Source organism: Blastococcus deserti (assembly GCF_042682525.1).
GTDB lineage: Bacteria > Actinomycetota > Actinomycetes > Mycobacteriales > Geodermatophilaceae > Blastococcus_B > Blastococcus_B deserti.
On the sequence record NZ_JBHUHP010000009.1, the window covers coordinates 294,930 to 311,119 of the forward strand.

General features: G+C 75.0%; 21 protein-coding genes, 1 tRNA gene and 1 pseudogene. 10 read left to right on the forward strand and 13 right to left on the reverse strand.

The features are described 5' to 3' along the window. Positions 1 to 19: 19 nt before the first annotated feature. Positions 20 to 1,438: an NAD(P)-binding protein gene (locus tag ACFSHS_RS09425; protein WP_376874410.1), complete on the reverse strand. Its 1,419-nt coding sequence runs from the start codon at positions 1,436 to 1,438 to the stop codon at positions 20 to 22. 81 nt (positions 1,439 to 1,519) lie between these two features. Between ACFSHS_RS09425 and ACFSHS_RS09430 the strand changes: the two genes are divergently transcribed. Then, positions 1,520 to 1,828 carry a putative quinol monooxygenase gene (locus ACFSHS_RS09430; protein WP_376874412.1) on the forward strand — a complete coding sequence of 103 codons (309 nt, stop codon included), beginning with the start codon at positions 1,520 to 1,522 and terminating at the stop codon, positions 1,826 to 1,828. A 3-nt stretch (positions 1,829 to 1,831) separates the two neighbouring features. On the opposite strand, the gene ACFSHS_RS09435 is transcribed toward ACFSHS_RS09430, so the two are convergent. The 4 genes from ACFSHS_RS09435 to ACFSHS_RS09450 form a co-directional block, all read right to left on the reverse strand. Then, positions 1,832 to 2,644, reverse strand: coding sequence for a glycoside hydrolase family 25 domain-containing protein (locus ACFSHS_RS09435; protein ID WP_376874414.1), 813 nt, complete (start codon positions 2,642 to 2,644; stop codon positions 1,832 to 1,834). A 130-nt stretch (positions 2,645 to 2,774) separates the two neighbouring features. Further along, positions 2,775 to 3,584 carry an Fpg/Nei family DNA glycosylase gene (locus ACFSHS_RS09440; RefSeq protein WP_376874415.1) on the reverse strand — a complete coding sequence of 270 codons (810 nt, stop codon included), beginning with the start codon at positions 3,582 to 3,584 and terminating at the stop codon, positions 2,775 to 2,777. A gap of 27 nt (positions 3,585 to 3,611) precedes the next feature. Then, on the reverse strand, positions 3,612 to 4,985 hold the full coding sequence (locus ACFSHS_RS09445; RefSeq protein ID WP_376874417.1) for a cryptochrome/photolyase family protein: 1,374 nt from the start codon (positions 4,983 to 4,985) through the stop codon (positions 3,612 to 3,614). Between the two features lie 36 nt (positions 4,986 to 5,021). After that, a complete protein-coding gene (locus tag ACFSHS_RS09450; protein WP_376874419.1) occupies positions 5,022 to 5,342 on the reverse strand; it encodes a GNAT family N-acetyltransferase in 321 nt (106 codons plus the stop codon). A 179-nt stretch (positions 5,343 to 5,521) separates the two neighbouring features. On the opposite strand from ACFSHS_RS09450, the gene ACFSHS_RS09455 reads away from it, so the two are divergent. The 5 genes and pseudogenes from ACFSHS_RS09455 (at position 5,522) to ACFSHS_RS09475 (ending at position 7,695) form a co-directional block, all read left to right on the forward strand. Continuing rightward, a tRNA-Arg gene (locus ACFSHS_RS09455) sits at positions 5,522 to 5,594 on the forward strand. A 187-nt stretch (positions 5,595 to 5,781) separates the two neighbouring features. Further along, positions 5,782 to 6,078 (forward strand): hypothetical protein, encoded by a 297-nt coding sequence (locus tag ACFSHS_RS09460; protein ID WP_376874421.1) that lies wholly within the window; start codon positions 5,782 to 5,784, stop codon positions 6,076 to 6,078. Positions 6,079 to 6,151: 73 nt separating this feature from the next. Further along, complete coding sequence (locus ACFSHS_RS09465) at positions 6,152 to 6,613, forward strand: hypothetical protein (RefSeq protein ID WP_376874423.1); 462 nt, start codon at positions 6,152 to 6,154, stop codon at positions 6,611 to 6,613. A gap of 10 nt (positions 6,614 to 6,623) precedes the next feature. Then, positions 6,624 to 6,992 carry a hypothetical protein gene (locus ACFSHS_RS09470; RefSeq protein WP_376874425.1) on the forward strand — a complete coding sequence of 123 codons (369 nt, stop codon included), beginning with the start codon at positions 6,624 to 6,626 and terminating at the stop codon, positions 6,990 to 6,992. Between the two features lie 104 nt (positions 6,993 to 7,096). Further along, positions 7,097 to 7,695, forward strand: a pseudogene (locus tag ACFSHS_RS09475) (integrase core domain-containing protein). On the opposite strand, the gene ACFSHS_RS09480 reads toward ACFSHS_RS09475, so the two are convergent. Next, positions 7,692 to 8,540, reverse strand: coding sequence for an alpha/beta fold hydrolase (locus ACFSHS_RS09480; RefSeq protein ID WP_376874427.1), 849 nt, complete (start codon positions 8,538 to 8,540; stop codon positions 7,692 to 7,694). The pseudogene ACFSHS_RS09475 and the gene ACFSHS_RS09480 overlap by 4 nt on opposite strands. 101 nt (positions 8,541 to 8,641) lie before the next feature. Here ACFSHS_RS09480 and ACFSHS_RS09485 point away from each other — a divergent pair, with 101 nt between their 5' ends. The 3 genes from ACFSHS_RS09485 to ACFSHS_RS09495 are packed head-to-tail and all read left to right on the forward strand — an operon-like array spanning position 8,642 to position 10,937. Continuing rightward, positions 8,642 to 9,088 (forward strand): SRPBCC family protein, encoded by a 447-nt coding sequence (locus tag ACFSHS_RS09485; RefSeq protein ID WP_376874429.1) that lies wholly within the window; start codon positions 8,642 to 8,644, stop codon positions 9,086 to 9,088. A 40-nt stretch (positions 9,089 to 9,128) separates the two neighbouring features. Beyond that, positions 9,129 to 9,983: an NAD-dependent protein deacetylase gene (locus ACFSHS_RS09490; RefSeq protein WP_376874431.1), complete on the forward strand. Its 855-nt coding sequence runs from the start codon at positions 9,129 to 9,131 to the stop codon at positions 9,981 to 9,983. Between the two features lie 39 nt (positions 9,984 to 10,022). After that, positions 10,023 to 10,937 carry an MSMEG_6728 family protein gene (locus tag ACFSHS_RS09495; RefSeq protein ID WP_376874433.1) on the forward strand — a complete coding sequence of 305 codons (915 nt, stop codon included), beginning with the start codon at positions 10,023 to 10,025 and terminating at the stop codon, positions 10,935 to 10,937. On the opposite strand, the gene ACFSHS_RS09500 is transcribed toward ACFSHS_RS09495, so the two are convergent. From ACFSHS_RS09500 to ACFSHS_RS09510, 3 genes are read right to left on the reverse strand one after another with little or no spacing between them, the layout of a single operon-like run. Continuing rightward, positions 10,938 to 11,804 carry a phosphotransferase family protein gene (locus ACFSHS_RS09500; protein ID WP_376874435.1) on the reverse strand — a complete coding sequence of 289 codons (867 nt, stop codon included), beginning with the start codon at positions 11,802 to 11,804 and terminating at the stop codon, positions 10,938 to 10,940. It lies immediately after the preceding gene. Then, on the reverse strand, positions 11,801 to 12,220 hold the full coding sequence (locus ACFSHS_RS09505) for a PaaI family thioesterase (protein WP_376874437.1): 420 nt from the start codon (positions 12,218 to 12,220) through the stop codon (positions 11,801 to 11,803). The genes ACFSHS_RS09500 and ACFSHS_RS09505 overlap by 4 nt, the downstream gene beginning before the upstream one ends. After that, positions 12,217 to 12,573 carry a VOC family protein gene (locus ACFSHS_RS09510; protein WP_376874439.1) on the reverse strand — a complete coding sequence of 119 codons (357 nt, stop codon included), beginning with the start codon at positions 12,571 to 12,573 and terminating at the stop codon, positions 12,217 to 12,219. The genes ACFSHS_RS09505 and ACFSHS_RS09510 overlap by 4 nt, the downstream gene beginning before the upstream one ends. A 114-nt stretch (positions 12,574 to 12,687) precedes the next feature. Between ACFSHS_RS09510 and ACFSHS_RS09515 the strand changes: the two genes are divergently transcribed. Then, positions 12,688 to 13,389 carry a YbaK/EbsC family protein gene (locus ACFSHS_RS09515; protein ID WP_376874441.1) on the forward strand — a complete coding sequence of 234 codons (702 nt, stop codon included), beginning with the start codon at positions 12,688 to 12,690 and terminating at the stop codon, positions 13,387 to 13,389. A gap of 99 nt (positions 13,390 to 13,488) precedes the next feature. Here the strand turns inward: ACFSHS_RS09515 and ACFSHS_RS09520 are convergent, their stop codons facing one another. The 4 genes from ACFSHS_RS09520 to ACFSHS_RS09535 all read right to left on the reverse strand — a co-directional run bounded on the left by ACFSHS_RS09520 (position 13,489) and on the right by ACFSHS_RS09535 (position 15,873). Continuing rightward, positions 13,489 to 13,830: a large conductance mechanosensitive channel protein MscL gene (locus ACFSHS_RS09520; protein WP_376874443.1), complete on the reverse strand. Its 342-nt coding sequence runs from the start codon at positions 13,828 to 13,830 to the stop codon at positions 13,489 to 13,491. Positions 13,831 to 13,874: 44 nt separating this feature from the next. Further along, positions 13,875 to 14,504: a Flp pilus assembly protein CpaB gene (gene cpaB / locus ACFSHS_RS09525; protein WP_376874445.1), complete on the reverse strand. Its 630-nt coding sequence runs from the start codon at positions 14,502 to 14,504 to the stop codon at positions 13,875 to 13,877. Between the two features lie 89 nt (positions 14,505 to 14,593). After that, positions 14,594 to 14,911 (reverse strand): FmdB family zinc ribbon protein, encoded by a 318-nt coding sequence (locus ACFSHS_RS09530; protein ID WP_376874447.1) that lies wholly within the window; start codon positions 14,909 to 14,911, stop codon positions 14,594 to 14,596. Between the two features lie 245 nt (positions 14,912 to 15,156). Beyond that, on the reverse strand, positions 15,157 to 15,873 hold the full coding sequence (locus tag ACFSHS_RS09535; RefSeq protein WP_376874449.1) for a Crp/Fnr family transcriptional regulator: 717 nt from the start codon (positions 15,871 to 15,873) through the stop codon (positions 15,157 to 15,159). Between the last annotated feature and the right edge of the window lie 317 nt (positions 15,874 to 16,190).

Genomic DNA, 16,190 nt, shown 5'->3' on the forward strand with positions numbered 1-16,190 from the left:
GGCCGGCGTCCCTGCCGGGTCAGCGTCCGCGGGCGGCCGCCGCCCGCACGGCGGCCAGGAGCGCCTCCCGCTCGTGCATGGTGGTCCGGGCGCGGCCGCGGGTGGCGCCGAGGGCGACCTCCGCGGCGTCGATGGCCCGCCAGTCGTCGAGCAGCACCGGCTCCGCCCCGCGCGCCACCAGCTCGGCGACCAGATCGCCCACCGGGCCGGACGGGGTGAGGACCCCGGCGGCGGCATCGGCGAGGAGGGCGGCGACGGTCTCCCGCGCGTCGTGCTTGTTGGTGCCGACCACGCCGCTGGGCCCGCGCTTGATCCACCCGGCCACGTACTCGCCGAGGGAGGGCCGGCCGTCGCGCAGCACCCGCCCGTCCTCGTTGGGCACCGTGCCCGACCGCTCGTCCACCGGCAGTCCCGGCAGCGGGATCCCGCGGTAGCCCACCGAGCGCACCACCAGGTCGGCGGGCAGGACCTCCAGCTCCCCGGTGCCCATGGCCCGGCCGTCGCCGTCGACCGCCGTGCGCTCCACCTCCACACCGGTCACCCGCTCCTCGCCCAGGAAGCGCACGGGCCGGCGGAAGAACCGCAGGCGCAGCCGTACGCGGCCGGGGACGGGGGAGTGGTCGGTCCACCCACGCAGCACCGCAAGGTTGCGGCCGACGTTGCGGTCGGCGGTCGCCCGCTCCTCGCTGCCCGGGTCCAGCTCCAGGTCGGCGGCGTCGACCAGGACGGTGGCCTGCGCCAGCCCGTCGAGCTCGCGCAGCTCCTGGGTGGTGAAGGCGGCCTGCGCCGGTCCCCGTCGCCCGATCACGGTCACCTCCTCGACGGGCGTGGCGGCGAGGACGTCCAGCACGTGCTGCGGCATGTCGGTCGGCTCGAGCTCCTCGGGCGTGCGGGAGAGCACGCGGGCGACGTCCAACGCCACGTTGCCCACCCCGATCACCACCGCCGAGCGCACCCCGGCCAGCGCCGCCTCGACGCGCGCCCGGTCGGCGTCGGGGTGGCCGGTGTACCAGGCGACGAGATCCGTGGCGGCGAGGCTCCCGGGCAGGTCCTCGCCCTCGATGCCGAGGTGCCGGTCCAGGGAGGCCCCGTAGGTGTAGATGACGGCGTCGACGTGCCGCCGCAGCTCCGCCAACGAGATGTCCACCCCGACGTCGACGTTGCCCACGAACCGGACCAGGGGGTCCTCCAGGGCGCGGTGCAGGGTGTCGCGGATGGCGCGCATCTTCGGGTGGTCGGGCGCGATCCCGTGCCGCACCAGGCCGAACGGCGTCGGCAGCCGGTCGAGCAGGTCGACGGCGACCGGGACGGCGTCCTGCCGGGTCAGTGCGGCGGCGGCGTAGATGCCGGCCGGCCCCGCGCCCACGACGGCGACCCGCAGCGGGCGGTCCGGCGGCGACTCCGCGGACGGGGATGGGGACGCACCGTCGTCGGACACGACTGGCATCCTGACCCGGCCGGGCGCGCCGCACCAGAGCTACGGCCGGTTCCGCCGCATCCCCGCCGTCCAGGAGGTCCCGTGTCCGTCGTCGTGGTCGCCACCATCACCCCGAAGCCCGAGGCGGTGGACGCCGTGCGCGACGCGCTGCTGGCCGCCGTCCCCGAGGTGCACGCCGAGCCCGGCTGCGAGCTCTACGCGCTGCACGAGGACGACGGCCGGTTCGTCATGGTGGAGCGCTGGGAGAGCACCGAGGCGCTGAAGGCGCACGGCTCGGCGCAGGCGCTGACCACCCTGGGCGGCCGCCTGGCCGGGAAGCTGGCGGCGCCCCTCGACGTGCGCCGGCTCAGGCCCGTTCCGGCGGGCGACGCGGGCAAGGGTGCGCTGTAGCGGTCAGCGGCAGGAGAGGTTGTGGTCGAGCTCGCCCGGCACGTACTGGCTGAGCTCCACCCGGCCGCCGGGGACCAGCGGGTCGTCCGCGCAGGCGTCCGCCGCCTGCTCCGCGGTGACCGAGCCGGCCAGCCAGCTGTCCAGGCCCGCCAGCACGCTGTCGTCCGCGACCTCCCCGACGATCTCCGACCACTGTTCGTCCGTGGAGTAGATGCCGACCTCCGCACCCCGGGACAGCAGGTACTCGGTCATTCCCTCGAGCGTGGCGCGGTTGCGCTCCAGGGCCTCGCTCGACCCGAACTGCCACGTGTTCATGGTCTCGACGTCGAGCCACCAGACGTAGCGGGCCGGCTGGCTGTCGACCCGCGCCGCGCGGGCGGCGGGCGTGAAGAACGACACCACGCTGTTCTGCGCCCGCTCCCAGCCGTACTGCCACGAGCAGGCGGTGGAGTTGGCTCCGTCGCAGTCGCCGTAGGGGGTGGCCCCCGACTCGGGCCAGGTGACCACCCGCTCCATCAGCTGCCCCGGGTTGGCCGTGTTCAGGTAGAGCTGCGCGCGCGGCTGGCCGTCGGCCTTCCCCGAGGAGCCCCAGGCCCAGACCAGCTGCTCGGAGAGGCACGGGTTGGCCCGCGTCGACAGGCCGCCGTTGACGCCGACCACGACGAAGGCGCGGCTGCGGGGCAGGTCGTCCCCGCACTGGGGGTAGGAGACGTCGTAGCCCACCTCAGCGGGGGCGGCGGAGGCCGTGGCGGGCACGGCGAGGAGCGCCATCGCCGCCAGGGCGATGACGCCGATGCCGCGCGCCGACGATCTCATCGGCGGCGAACGTACACGCGTCCGGGCGGCCCGTGCAGAGCTCCTCGGGACGGTCAACCCCCTGGTGGGTGGGCCGAAGCGACCCAGGGGGGTGGTGGGCGCCGGACCGGCGACCGCAGGGGGCGGGCGGTCAGGCGGCCTGGCAGACGGGGCACCAGTAGAGGTTGCGACCGACCATGACCTCCGTGTGGATCTCCGTCCCGCAGATCCGGCACGGCAGCCCCGTGCGCCGGTAGACGTAGTGGGCGTCCTCGCGCTGCACCACCCCCCGGCGCCGGGACCGGTGCTCGGGCCGGGTGGTGACGATGCGCCCCATGCGGACGCCCGCGCGCATCAGGGTGACCAGATCGGCCCACATCGCGCGCCACGACGCGGCGTCCACGCCCCGCCCGGGACGGAACGGGGAGATCCCGTGGCGGAAGAGCAGCTCGGCGCGGTAGACGTTGCCGACCCCGGCCAGCACCGATTGGTCCATGAGCAGCGCCCCGATCGCGGTGCGGCTGCCGGCGATCCGGCGGTGGGCCACCCCGCCGTCCGCCCGGGGGCGTAGCGGATCGGGGCCCAGCCGGGCAAGGATCGCGGCCACCTCCGGCGCGGCCAGCACCTCGCACACGGTGGGGCCGCGCAGGTCCGCCCACGCACCGCCGCCGTCCGGGCCGTCGGCCACCCAGCGCATCCGCAGCGCCCCCTTCGCCGGGGGCGGGTCGCCGCTGCCGCCGGTGAAGGTGCCGTACAGGCCCAGGTGCACGTGGAGGGCGTCACCGCCGAAGTCGGCGAACAGGTGCTTGCCGTAGGAGAACGCCTCCCGGAGCACCCGGCCGTCGAGCAGTGCGGCGCCTGCGGCGAACCGGCCCTGGGGGCTGGTCACGTGCACCGGGCGCCCCGCGAAGGTCTGCTGGAGGTCACGGGCCAGGCGGTACAGGGTGTGGCCTTCAGGCACCGGCCCTCCTGCGGCGTCCGGTCCCGGTCACGCGGACCGCACCCGCTGGTACCGGGCGAGGGCGACCTCCCGCTCGGCGGCGTGCTCCACCACCGGCTCCGGGTAGCCGGCCGGCACCCCGCCGGGCGCGAGCCACGGCTCGTGCACGTGCGCGGCCGGCAGGTCGCGGAGTTCCGGGACCCACCGCCGCACGTAGTCGCCCTCCGGGTCGAACTGCCGGCCCTGGCGGGTGGGGTCGAACACCCGGTAGTAGGGCGAGGCGTCGGTCCCGGTCCCCGCCACCCACTGCCAGCCGTGGTTGTTGCTGGCCAAGTCACCGTCGACGAGGTGCTGCAGGAAGTACCGCGCCCCGCGCCGCCAGTCCAGGTGCAGGTCCTTGACGAGGAACGACGCGACGATCATGCGGACCCGGTTGTGCACGTAGGCCTCACCGAGCAGCTGTCGCATCCCGGCGTCGACGATCGGGTAGCCGGTGCGCCCCTGCGCCCAGGCGGCGAAGAGCTCGTCGGCCGCCGGGCCGCTGTCGTACGGGATGGCCCCGGTGCGGGGGTCGAGCGGTTCGCGCACCGACTCGGGCCGGTGCCAGACGACGTCGGCGTAGAACTCCCGCCACGCCAGCTCGTCGGTGAACCGGCGCACCGGCTCGGGTTCCTCGCCGTCGGTCCGGTCGAGGTCGGCCAGCAGCGTGCGGGGGTGGACGCACCCGTACTTGAGGTAGGCCGACAGCCGGCTGGTCCCGTCTGTGTCGGGGCGGTTCCGGGTCCCGGGGTAGTCCGGCAGCCGTTCCTCCCGGAAACGGCCCCACGCGGCGAGGGCGGCGTCCTCACCGGCGGCCGGGAGCCGTACGCCGCCGAGGTCCTGGGCCGGCGGCAGGTCGTCCGAGGCCGTCCCGGTCAGCCACGGGACGACGGCCGGGCGTGGGGCCGGGGCGCGCCGGCCGTGCGCCCGCCAGGCGCGGGCGAACGGGGAGAACACCCGGAACGGGCTGCCGTCGCTCTTCGTGATCCGTCCCGGGGTGACCGCGTAGGGGGAGCCGGTGCGCACCAGGGGGGTGGCGCCGAGCGCCCGCTCGACCGCCGCGTCACGCCGGCGGCCGTAGGGACCGGTGTCCGCCGAGACGTGCACCGTCGTCGCCCCGATCTCGCGTGCGAGTGCGGGCACCACGCCGGCCGGATCCCCGCCGCGGATCACCAGTGCACCGCCGAGGTCCTCCCGCAGTACGGCCAGGCAGTCGCGGAGGAACTGGCGGCGCGGTGCGCCGGAGGGGCGCCAGAGCGCCGGGTCGACGACGAACAGCGGCAGGACGGCGCCCTGCGGGCCGGCGGCCTCGAGGGCGGCGAGCAGCGCGGGATGGTCGCCCAGCCGCAGGTCGCGACGGAACCACAGCAACGACGTCGGCACCTGCGGAGCGTAGGTGGGCGCCGGCCTGTCCGCAGGTCAGCGGGGGGCGGTCTCCAGGCCGAAGTGCGGCCGGTCGCTCTCGGCCACGAGGTCGACGAACTCGGGGTGCTGCTGGATGTAGTGACGGACGAAGGAGCAGTAGGGGAGGACGGTCAGCCCGCGCTCGCGAGCGGCGGTGAGGACGGCCGCGACCAGCGCGCTGCCGATGCCGCGGCCGCCGACGCCGGGGTCGACCTCGGTGTGCGGCAGGGTCATCGTGGTGCCGTCGACGTGGTAGCTGGCGAGACCGACGAGGCGCTCTCCCGAGCGGATCTCGAAGCGTCCCTTCTCCGGGACGTCCACCACCTGGGTCTCCATGGTCACTGTCCTTCCGTCCCCCGGCGCCGTTGCCGGAGCCAGACGTGTACCCCGAACGGTAGCTGCGGGATGCGGCACTTCGTCTTACTTCTGGTGACGAGTCGGGTGTGGCGGGTGTTCCCGTGGCGACCGGATAGCCTCTCCGCATCGGCGCGGCGCTCCGCGGGTCGCCGCGCCACGGCCCCGTAGCTCAGGGGATAGAGCAACGGTTTCCTAAACCGTGTGTCGGAGGTTCGAATCCTCTCGGGGCCACCCAGCTGTACTCGCTGCCGACTCGTCGGGACGGCGGACCCTGCGAGTCGAGGGCAAGGAGCACGACACCGGCGGCGGCAGCTGCTTCGGTGACTCGGGCGGCCCGACGTTCGACTCGCGTGCCTCCGGTGAGGATCGGACCGGTCGCACCGGATCGGCACGACCGATCGCGGGTACCGGTGCGCACATGGCAGTGCGCAACGCGGCGGTCGCCGCAGCGGACACGTGGATCGATCCCGACGACGGCATCCGATATCCCGCCGGTGAGGTGCACGCGTGGGAGCGCGGGCGCAACGAGACGGCGTGCGGGCTGGCGCTGAGCAGGTCGCGTCTGGCCCGCTTCCCCCACGTCTCATGGGCGGACGTCCAGCCCGAGTCCGGCGGGCACGCGGAAGGCGTGCAGGAGGTGTGCCGCCGCTGCCGGGCGGCCCAGGGCGCCCACCGGGACGAGCGCGGGTGGACGAGGGTCAACCCCCGGCCCTGACCCGGCGGGCGTCCCGCGGCGGGGCGTCCGGGCCTGGTCGGTGGGCGGGTCCGGGCGTAGCGTCCAGGGCACTGTGCACTGGCTCACGGTCGAGGTGTTCGACGGCGGGGTGCCCGCCGCCGGGTGGGCGCGCGCGTGGCACGACCGGCTGATCGAGGCGGCGGTGACCGGCGGCGCCGTCTTCTGGGACGAGCACGAGCACAGCTGGGGTGTCGTCCTCGAGTTCGTCTTCGGAGACGAGAGCCGCCGGGACGGCTTCCGGCAGGCGCCCGTCCTGCTGGCCGCGCTGGACGCCGTCCCCGACCCGGTGCATGGCGTCCTGGTCTATCCCCACCGTGGCGGCGGGACCGGCATCCGCCAGCCCCGCCGCCCCCGGCCGGTTCGGGACAGCGGTGCCGCGGAGCTGCCGCTGCCTGACCCGGACGACGACCGCGTGGTCCCGTGCACCGCCGCAGCGGCCGACGCCGCGCCGGTGCGGCGGGAAGGGCCGGCTTCGTGCGCCCGGGGATCGTCCCGGGACGCCGGCTGGAACTAGCGTCTGCGCCATGGTGCTGGCGCTGGTCGAGCTGGTGCTGGTCCTCGTCGTGCTGGGGCTGTTCGTCACGGTCGGCTGGGCGCTGTGGACCGCGCTGCAGCGTGGGAACGGCGGGCCGCTGCCCTCCCGGCAGCGGGCCGAGCTCGCGGCCGCGATCGCGCAGGCGCGGTGGGTGCCGGGGCACGACGAGGTGGAGGGGACGAGCCGCGTCCTGGTCCGGCGGACCTACACCGGCCTTGACGGCATGCCGGTGGTGCTCGAGGAACGGGTCCTGCAGACCTTTCCGGCGCAGGACCCGGCGTGGGAGGTCCGGTTCACCGAGGCGATGGCGGCCGCCCGCTTCCGGTGCGACTACCTGAATGCCGAGGAGTCCCGCTAGCTGTACTGACCACGGACGTTGGTGACGGCTTCTGGTGACATGAGGAAGACCTCCGGGTGAGGTGTGGAGCTGTCTAGGAACCGCTCCTCAGCCCGGAGGTCTTCGTGTCCCACGCTGATGCCACCTTGACCACGCGCGGCCGGCTTCTGCTGGCCCGTTGTGTCGTCGAGCCGGGCTGGTCCCTGCGGCGCGCGGCCGAGCGGTTTCAGACCTCCGCGACCACTGCTGGCCGGTGGGCCGGCCGCTACCGCGAACACGGCGAGGCAGGCATGGTCGACCGGCCAGCCTGGACGATCACTCCCGGCTGGCCTACTCCGCGCTGCTCCCCGACGAGCGTCAGGAGACCGCCGTGGCGTTCTGGGCCCGGGCGCACGCCTTCTTCGCCGGCTGCGGGATCACCGTGCGCGGAGTGTTGACCGACAACGGCAACTGCTACCGGTCATCGGTCTTCCGCGCCGCCCTCGGCGACATCCTGCACAAACGCACTCGCCCCTACCGGCCACAGACCAACGGCAAGGTCGAGCGCTTTCACCGCACCATGCTCGAGGAGCGGGCCTACGCCGCGGCCTACGCCAGCCACGCCGAGCGCGCCCAGGCCTACCCTGCCTGGCTGCACGGCTACAACCACCACCGCGGCCACACCGCACTCGGCGGTCGACCTCCGGCCAGCCGCACCACCAACCTGTCAGGGCAGAACAGCTAGCTCGCCCGCGGGAGGCCGATGACCGCCTCGGACGGCAGCGTGCCCGCCTCGTCGGCGTCGGCGGCCAGCTTCGCCGTCCGCTCGACCAGCCGCACGATCGTCCCGGGCCGGTCGGACTGCGGCGCGTGGCCCGCGGCGAGCAGCGGCCGGAAACGTGAGCGGGGGACCAGCGGCACGTACCGGACCGTCTGCCCCATCGCGATCCAGTCCGCGGTGCCCTGCACGAAGAGGACCGGGCAGTCGATGTGGCCCAGGCCCCGCGGGACGTCGAGGAGCAGCGCCCACAGCAGCGTGCGCCAGAAGTCGCGCGAGTCGGCGAAGCCCTCGCGCGCGCCGATGGCCTCCTCCTGGCTCGTGGACCACGGGCGGGTCTTGAGCGGCAGGAGCAACGCCGTGCGTCCGAGCCGTGAGCGCGACAGTCGTCCGAGGAGCGGGGCGGTGGTGCGGCCGGCGAGGCGGGCCATCGCCATGCCGGTTCCCTGGTGGACCCGCTCTGGCCCGACGTTGAGTCCGGACGGGGCGATGGCCACCACCGAGCGGGCGCGGCCTCGGCGGGCCAGCTCGAGGGCCACACGGGCGCCGAGGGAGTTGCCGAGCACGTGCACCCGGCCGACGTCCTCGGCGTCCAGGGTGCGCTCGACCGCGTCGGCGATCGCCGCGACCGTGGGCCGTTCGTCGAGATGGCGGGACCGGCCGGCGCCTGGGAGGTCGACGTTGATGACGTCGAACCGCTCCGACAGGGCGGGGAGGACGGCGGTGAAGTCGCGGCGTGAGCTGCCCCAGCCGTGCAGCAGCAGCAGGGGTTCGCCCGTTCCGGAGCGGGTGAGGGACAGAGGTGCGGTCACTTCCTGCCGGTACCCGCGGTGCCCATCCCCGAGGCCGTGACGTTCCCCACGGGGCGGGCCCACCGCCCGGGCGCGTCCACCACGAACGGCAGGATGGGGCCATGAGCCAGGTCGTCGCCACCGCCGAACGAGTCGTCCGAGCCCCCGCCGAGCAGGTGCGGGCCGCACTCGCCGACTACGAGGGGGCCCGCCGGCGGCTCCAGCCCGAGCAGTTCAGCGACTACCGGGTCGAGGCGGGCGGGCAGGGAGCGGGCACCCGCGTCCACTGGCGGTTCGCGGCGACCGCCAAGCGCGTCCGCGACCAGCTGATAGTGGTCACCGAGCCGGCTCCCGACACCCTCGTCGAGTCCGACGCGAACTCCTCCATGGTCACCACGTGGACCGTGCACCCCACGGACGCCGGCGTCTCGGCGGTCCGGGTCCGCACCACGTGGAACGGAGCTGGGGGCATCGGCGGCTTCTTCGAGCGGACGTTCGCGCCCAAGGGCCTGCGGCGCGTGTACGACCAGATCCTGGAGCGGCTCGACGCCGAGCTCGCCGCACGCTGAGCCTGCGGCGCGACCGTCGATCGGAGGGGACGATGGCCGGGTGACCGCCCTGCCCCTCGAGGCCCCGCAGGACGCCGGGGTCGACGCGCTCGCCGACCTGGTGGCCGACGGCGACGCCGTGGTCCTCTCCGGCGCCGGCCTGTCCACGGACTCCGGCATCCCCGACTACCGGGGCGCCACCGGAAGCCTGCGCCGGCACACCCCCATGACCTACCAGACCTTCACCCGCGACCCCCGCGGACGGCACCGGTACTGGGCGCGCAGCTTCGTCGGCTGGAGGCAGATCCGCGGCGCCCGGCCCAACGCCGGGCACCACGCGGTCGGCGAGCTGCAGGCCGCGGGTCTGCTCGGCGGCGTCATCACCCAGAACGTCGACGGGCTGCACCAGGCCGGTGGCGCCCGCGACGTCGTCGAGCTGCACGGCGGCCTGGACCGGACCGTCTGCCTGCAGTGCGGCGACGTCGCGGGGCGGGCCGAGCTGGACCAGCGGCTGCGCGAGGCCAATCCGCACTTCGGCCCGCGCACCGATGAGATCAACCCCGACGGTGACGCCGAGCTGCCCGACGAGGTGCTGGACGGCTTCGTGATGGTCGACTGCCTCGCCTGCGGGAAGGGCCCGCTCAAGCCCGACGTCGTCTTCTTCGGCGAGACGGTGCCGCGCGACCGGGTGGAGCAGTGCTTCGACCTGGTCGAGCGGGCGGGCAGCCTCCTCGTCCTCGGCTCGTCCCTCACCGTGATGAGCGGGTACCGGTTCGTGCTGCGCGCGGCCAAGCTCGGCATCCCCGTCGCGATCGTCAACGTGGGCCCCACCCGCGGCGACGCGAAGGCCGACGTCCGGGTCGACGCCCCGCTGGGCGTCGTCCTGCCGGCGCTGGCCGCCCGCTGCGCCGGCTGATCCGGCAGGTCGCCCCGACCTGACCGAGACTGGCGGGCGATGCAGACCTTCCTTCCGGTCGCCGACTTCGCCGAGAGCGCGCGGCTGCTCGACTCACCGCGCCTGGGCAAGCAGCGGGTGGAGACGCTGCAGGTGCTGCGCGCCCTGGAGCTGCCCGACTACGGCTGGGCCTCGCACCCGGTGGTGCGGATGTGGCGCGGTCGCACGCCGGGGCTGGTCGCGTACGGCCTGGCGATGGTGCGCGTCTGGCGGGAGCGGGGCTTCGCCGACAGCACGGAGACCCTGATCGGGGAGTTCGCCCCCGAGGTGGTGGGCGTGCCGCAGGCCGAGCTGGCCGCCGCGGGGCTGCTGCCGTCGTGGCTCGGCGACGAGGCGCTGCACCTCTCCCACCGGTCCAACCTGATCGCGAAGGACCCGGGCTTCTACCGTCACCGGTTCGCCGAGCTGTTCGGCCCCGAGCCCGACGACCTGCCGTACGTGTGGCCCGAGCCCGATGACGTCCCGCCAGCGCCCGAGCCCGACGGCGTCCGGGTGTGGGTGGTGCGCCCGCGGGCGCACCACGAGCTCGGCGCCTGCCTGGCGGCGGGGGTGGTGGGGCTCGGCACCCAGTCGGGGATCGACGTCGACGCGACGGGCCTGACCCCGGCCGAGCTGCGCGCGCTGTCCAAGGAGCTGTCGGGCCGGCGCCCGGCCAAGGACCTGCGCCAGCTCTCGGCCTTCCTGGACGAGATCGCGCCCGGGGACCCGGTCGCCCTGCCGATCGAGCACGGCGCGGGGCTCCTGCTGGGCGAGATCGTGGGCGACTACCTGTTCCAGGGCCGGGAGCTGCTGCCGCACCGGCGCCCCGCCCGCTGGGACCGGGTGGTGCCGCGGTCCTCGGCGCTGCCCCCGGCCACCCTGCAGGATCCGCGCGCGCTGTTCCGGGTCACTCTCGACCCGGCCGTCCTCCGCTGACTAGTCGGCCAGCGCGGCGGCGAGGCGTTCGCGGGCCGGTCCCGCCGCCTGGGGGTGCGCGGTCGCGTACACGACCGACCAGGCCGCCGCGTGCAGCCGGCGCAGCCGCACCCACGGCGCCAGCTCGGCGTCGGAGGGCGCGCCGGGCAGCGCGTCGAGGGCCGCCCGCCCGTCGAGCCGGCCGGTGGTGCGCAGGCAGGCGAGGTCCCAGTTCAGCGGTCCGCTGCAGGTGTCCTCCAGATCGATCCACCGCCAGCCGTCGGGCGTGGCCAGCAGGTTGCCGGGATGGGCGTCACCGTGCAGCCGGCGCACCTCCCCGTCCAGCCGTGGCCGCAGCCGGTCCAACCGCCGGGCGAGCGCGTCGAGATCGGCGGGCGTGACGCCCCAGCGCTGCCCGCGGTCGAGGAAGGCCTCCAGGTCGCGGAGCGGGGTGTCGAGCGGCGAACCCGCGTCGGCCGGCTGCTGCGCCAGGTGGTCGTGCAGCTCGGCGAGCGCGGCCGCCGTCGCGGCGGGACCGGGGCGGTCCGGCAGGACGGTCACGTGCGTCCAGAAGGACAGCACCGTGTCGCCGAGCCGGTGCGGGCCGGGCGGGAGCAGGCCGCTGGGCGGCACGACCGGCGCTCCTGCCCTGGCCAGGGCGCCGGCGAGGGACACCTCCCGGCCGAACGGGGTCAGCCCGTCGCCGCGCAGCAGCCGGGTCAGCGTGGCCACCCGCGCCACGACCGGTGCCGGGGACAGGTGCAGGACGACGTTGATCCCGTCCTGCAGCACGACCGGATCGGTGCGCAGACCGTGCGCCGCGGCCACGGCGCGGGTGGCCGTGACCGCGGTGTCGATCCGCTCCGCCGCCGTCCCGCGGGGCGTCACGCGCCGGGGATCGGGACGTTCTGCAGCCGGACCTGCCCCCGCGCCACCAGCTTGCCGTCGTCGGCCCGGGTGAGGAGCACCTGCCACAGCTGGAGGGTGCGTCCCTGCTGGACCGGTTCGGCCACGACGTCGAGCCGCCCGGACGTGAGCGGGCGCAGGAAGTCGGTGCTGTTGTTCACGCCGACGGCGAACTGCCCGCGGTCGAGCACTGCGGCACTGGCCCCGATGCTGGCCGCCGACTCGATGATCGAGCAGTAGACGCCGCCGTGTACCACGCCCCAGGGGGTGTGCTGGTCGGGGCCGAGATCGGCGTGCCCGGTCACTCGCGTGCCGCTCGTCTCGACGGGCTCGAACCCGGTCGCCCGGACGAAGGCGCTGGCGGTCTCCCGGTCGACGGAGGGCAGTTCGGTGCTCATGCGTCCCAGACCAGGCAGAAGGGGTGGCCGACCGGGTCCGCGTACACGCGGAAGTCGCCGCCACCGCCGGGCAGCCGGCGCGCGCCGAGGGCGAGCACCTTCGGCTCGGCCTCGTCGATGTCCGCGACCCGGATGTCGAGGTGGAACTGCTGCGGCCGCCGGGGGTCGGGCCAGTCCGGGGGCACGAGCTCCGGCGCCTGCTGGAAGGCGATCCGGTAGCCGGCGCCGGTGACCACGACCCAGTCGTCACCGGGCGCGCCCTTCACCTCCATGCCGAGGAGCTCGGCGTAGAAGCCGGCGAGGGCGTGCGCGTCCGGCGCGTCGATGACCACGGAGTGGAGCTGTCCGATCATGACCTCATCCTGGCGGGTGGTCCGATCGGCGACAGCTCGGATCCGGTGGGCCCCGCCGACCTCGGACGCCCGGGCGGTGTGGTCGGCTTCCTCGCCGTACCGGAGGATCGGGCCGTGCCCCCCGTGTCCGCCCCCGAGCTGGGCTCCCTGACCTGGCTGCCGGCAGCCGACCGGCCCGACCTCCTCGCACCGGCGGTGGCGGCCGCGCTGCCACAGCTGGGCGGCGCGGTCTGGGTCGCCGAGATCGACGACGACCTGGCCGACACGGCCGCGTTCAGCGACGCCTACGGGGTGCCGCTGGAGGCCTCCGCCAACTGCGTGGTCGTCGCCGCCCGCCGGGCCGGGCGGACAGGGCTTGCCGCCTGCGTCGTGCTGGCCACCACCCGCGCCGACGTCAACGGCGTGGTCCGCCGGCACCTGGACGCCCGGAAGGCCTCTTTCGCGCCGCAGGACGTCGCCGTCGCCGAGTCGGGGATGGCCTTCGGTGGCATCACGCCGGTCGGCCTGCCGGCCGAGTGGCCGGTCCTCGTCGACCCGGCCGTCGCTGCGGCCGATCTCGTCGTCATCGGGTCGGGGACGCGCGGCAGCAAGCTCGCCGTGCGGGGTGCCGCGCTGGCGGCGCTGCCCGCCGCCACCGTGCTCGACGGCCTCGGCCGGCCGATCCCGCCGGAGCCGGCGGCAGCCACGGCGCCCGCGTCCGGCTCCCTCCCCGCGCCGGACGACAGCGATGTCGGCTGGGGGGAGCGTCCCGGGGACCCGACCGACGACGACCGGCGCTACCTCGAGGACCGCCCGCCGCACTGGGGCAGCGACTGACCGGTCACAGCCGGCCGGGCAGGGCGGTGGTGCCCGGTCCGGCGGGATCCGGTCCCGGATCCCGCCCCTGCTGGGCGCGCAACAGGTCGCGGATCTCGATCAGCAGCTCCACCTGCGTCGGGCGACCGGCCCCGGCTCCTCGCCGTGCCGGCGCCGCTCGAGAACCAGCTTCATCGGCAGCACGACCGCGAAGTACACGACCGCCGCCGTCAGCCCGAAGGTGATCAGCGCGTTCAGGAAGTCACCCCACGCGAAGACCTGACCGTCCACCTCGAGCGAGCCCCCGCTGCGGCCCCCACCGGCGACCAGTCCGATCAGGGGGCGCAGGAACGAGTCGGTGAACGACGTGACCACGGCGGTGAAGGCGGCGCCGATGACGACGGCCACGGCCAGTTCGACCACGTTCCCGCGGAGGAGGAAGTCCTTGAATCCCTTCAGCATGGGTCCATCCATCCACATCGGCGTGGCGGCGGGCTGCACCCGGCTCAGCGTGCCGGGAGGCTGACGGTCAGGGTGGCCGAAGCCGACGTGGCGGCGAGCCGGGCCGCGGTTCCCTGGTCGACGGCGAGGACCAGCAGGCCGCCCGCGGGGGAACCGCCCTCGGCTCCCGGCCGTGGAGTGGCGAGGACCAGCGCGGAGCCGGCGACGACCTCGGCGACGGCGGCGTCCGGCGGGGTGGCGAGGACGTCGACCCGGTCGCCGGTGTGGACGAGCCCGGCCACCCCGAGATCGGCCAGCCGGACGGGCGCGGCGACCTGTCCCTCCGGCAGCGCGGCGGTCAGCCCCGGACCCACCAGCCGGACGTCGGTGACGGGCTCACCCGCGCGCACCGCGCCGGCGAGCACCCGGCCGACCAGCGTGCCGGGATCGGCCACCACCCCCGACGGCACGAGACCGGCGGGGAAGCGGGCGACGGTGAGATCGGCGCCGGTGAGCACGGCCCCGGCGGCCAGATCGGTGGTCGCCACCGTCGCCGGGACGGTGGGCGGGGCCATCGCTCCGGTGGCAGGCGGCCCCGGGCGCAGCGCCAGCACCAGGGCGAGCAGCCCGAGCAGTACCGCGGCGGCCCGGCGGGCGGTGTGCACCGGGGAACGGGGACGACGGAAGCGCGGCACCGCCCGAGCGTGGCCCCGCCGGCCGCTGATCGGGGCCCGCTACCCGAGGTTGTGGACGGGCCGGCGGACTGTGGACGGAGGGAAGGTCGTCAGCTGGCGGCCTTCGACCCACCCGAGGAGGTGCTGGCGGCCGGGGTGGAGGCGGACGAGCTCTCCTTGGACGGCGAGGACGACGACGACCCGTTCGAGGACCCGTTCGCCGACGAGCCACTGTCGGCGGACGACTTCCGGCTGTCGGTCCGGTAGAAGCCCGAGCCCTTGAAGACGACGCCGACCGAGCCGTAGACCTTGCGCACCGGCGCTCCGCACTCCGGGCACTCGCTCACCGGCGCGTCGCTGAACGACTGCACGACCTCGAACTCGTGCTTGATGTCGGGGTTGGTGCAGGCGTACTGGTACGTGGGCACGGTGATGGCTCCCTGGTGCTGCGCGGACTCCGGGCTGGCACTCTCGCCCGGCGACTGCCAATGATGCGCCATCGGCACGCGTCCCGTCCACGCGTGTCGGCGAGTGTCACCTCTCCGGCGCACGAGATCGCGGTGGCGTCCGCGCGCGAAGGCGGCCGGTGGCTGTCGGCGGCCGCCGACCTGGTCGGGCGGCGGGCAGTAACCGACCGCGTCGGCCGGCGCGGCGTTCCCCGAGAGGTCCCCGCTCACCGCGTGGCCAGTGCGGCGTCGGTGGCCCGGCGGATGGCCTCGTAGCAGCTGCAGGCGTGCGACTGCAGGCGCGGCCGGTCGGTGATGGTGATGGTGCCGCGGGTGTAGGTGAGGCAACCGTCCTCGGCCAGTGCCTGGGCGACCTCGCTGACCGAGGTGCGGCGGACCGCCAGCATCTGGGCGAGGAAGTGCTGGGTGAGGGAAAAGCTGGGGCTGTCCATCCGGTCGGCGGTCATCAGCAGCCAGCGGGCGGCGCGCTGGCGGACGCTGTGCACCCGGTTGCAGGCGGCGTTGCGGGCCAGCTGGGTGAACATCGCCTGCGCCGAGCGGCGCAGCATGGCGCTCAGCGGGCCGTCGGCGTCGGCGAGGTGCTCGCGAAGGTCCTCGGCGCTCATGGTCAGCGCCCGGCCGGGTACCTGGACCAGGGAGCGCTCGGTCGGGGTGTCGACGCCGAGGAACACCGAGAGGCCCACCATGCCCTCTCGGCCGACGGTGGCGGTCTCCACGACCTGGTCGGCGCCCAGGTCGGCGAGGACGGACACGACGCCGACGAGGGGGAAGTACACGGCCGTGATGGACTCGCCGGTCTCGTGCAGCACCCGTCCCAGGGGCAGCGGCACGTCGTACAGATCCGGCAGCAGTGGGGCGAGAGCAGCCTCGTCCAGGCCACCCAGGACGGTGTTGCGGTGTGCGGTGGTGCGGTCGATCGCCACGAGTGGGCTCCTCCGTGCGGTGCTGCCTGAACCGTGACCTGCGGCGGGGATGGTGATCCCGCGTCCGTGATCTCCGTGCTCGGGCGGAGGCTGCTCCTGCGTGCGGGGTATCCCCATCGTGGCAGACGGGGACCGCAGGGGCGTGCGCTCGGGTCTCTCTCGGGGGCACTGTCCGGTACCGTGCACAGCGAGCCACCGCCGGACCTGCCCGCGACCGACGAGTGCGCCCAGTGGTGGCAGTGGTCGGCGTTGTTTGCCTCAGCCCCGGGTGGCCGTCCGCCAGGCCCAGCGGACGCCCGCGTGCACCGGGCCCGCGA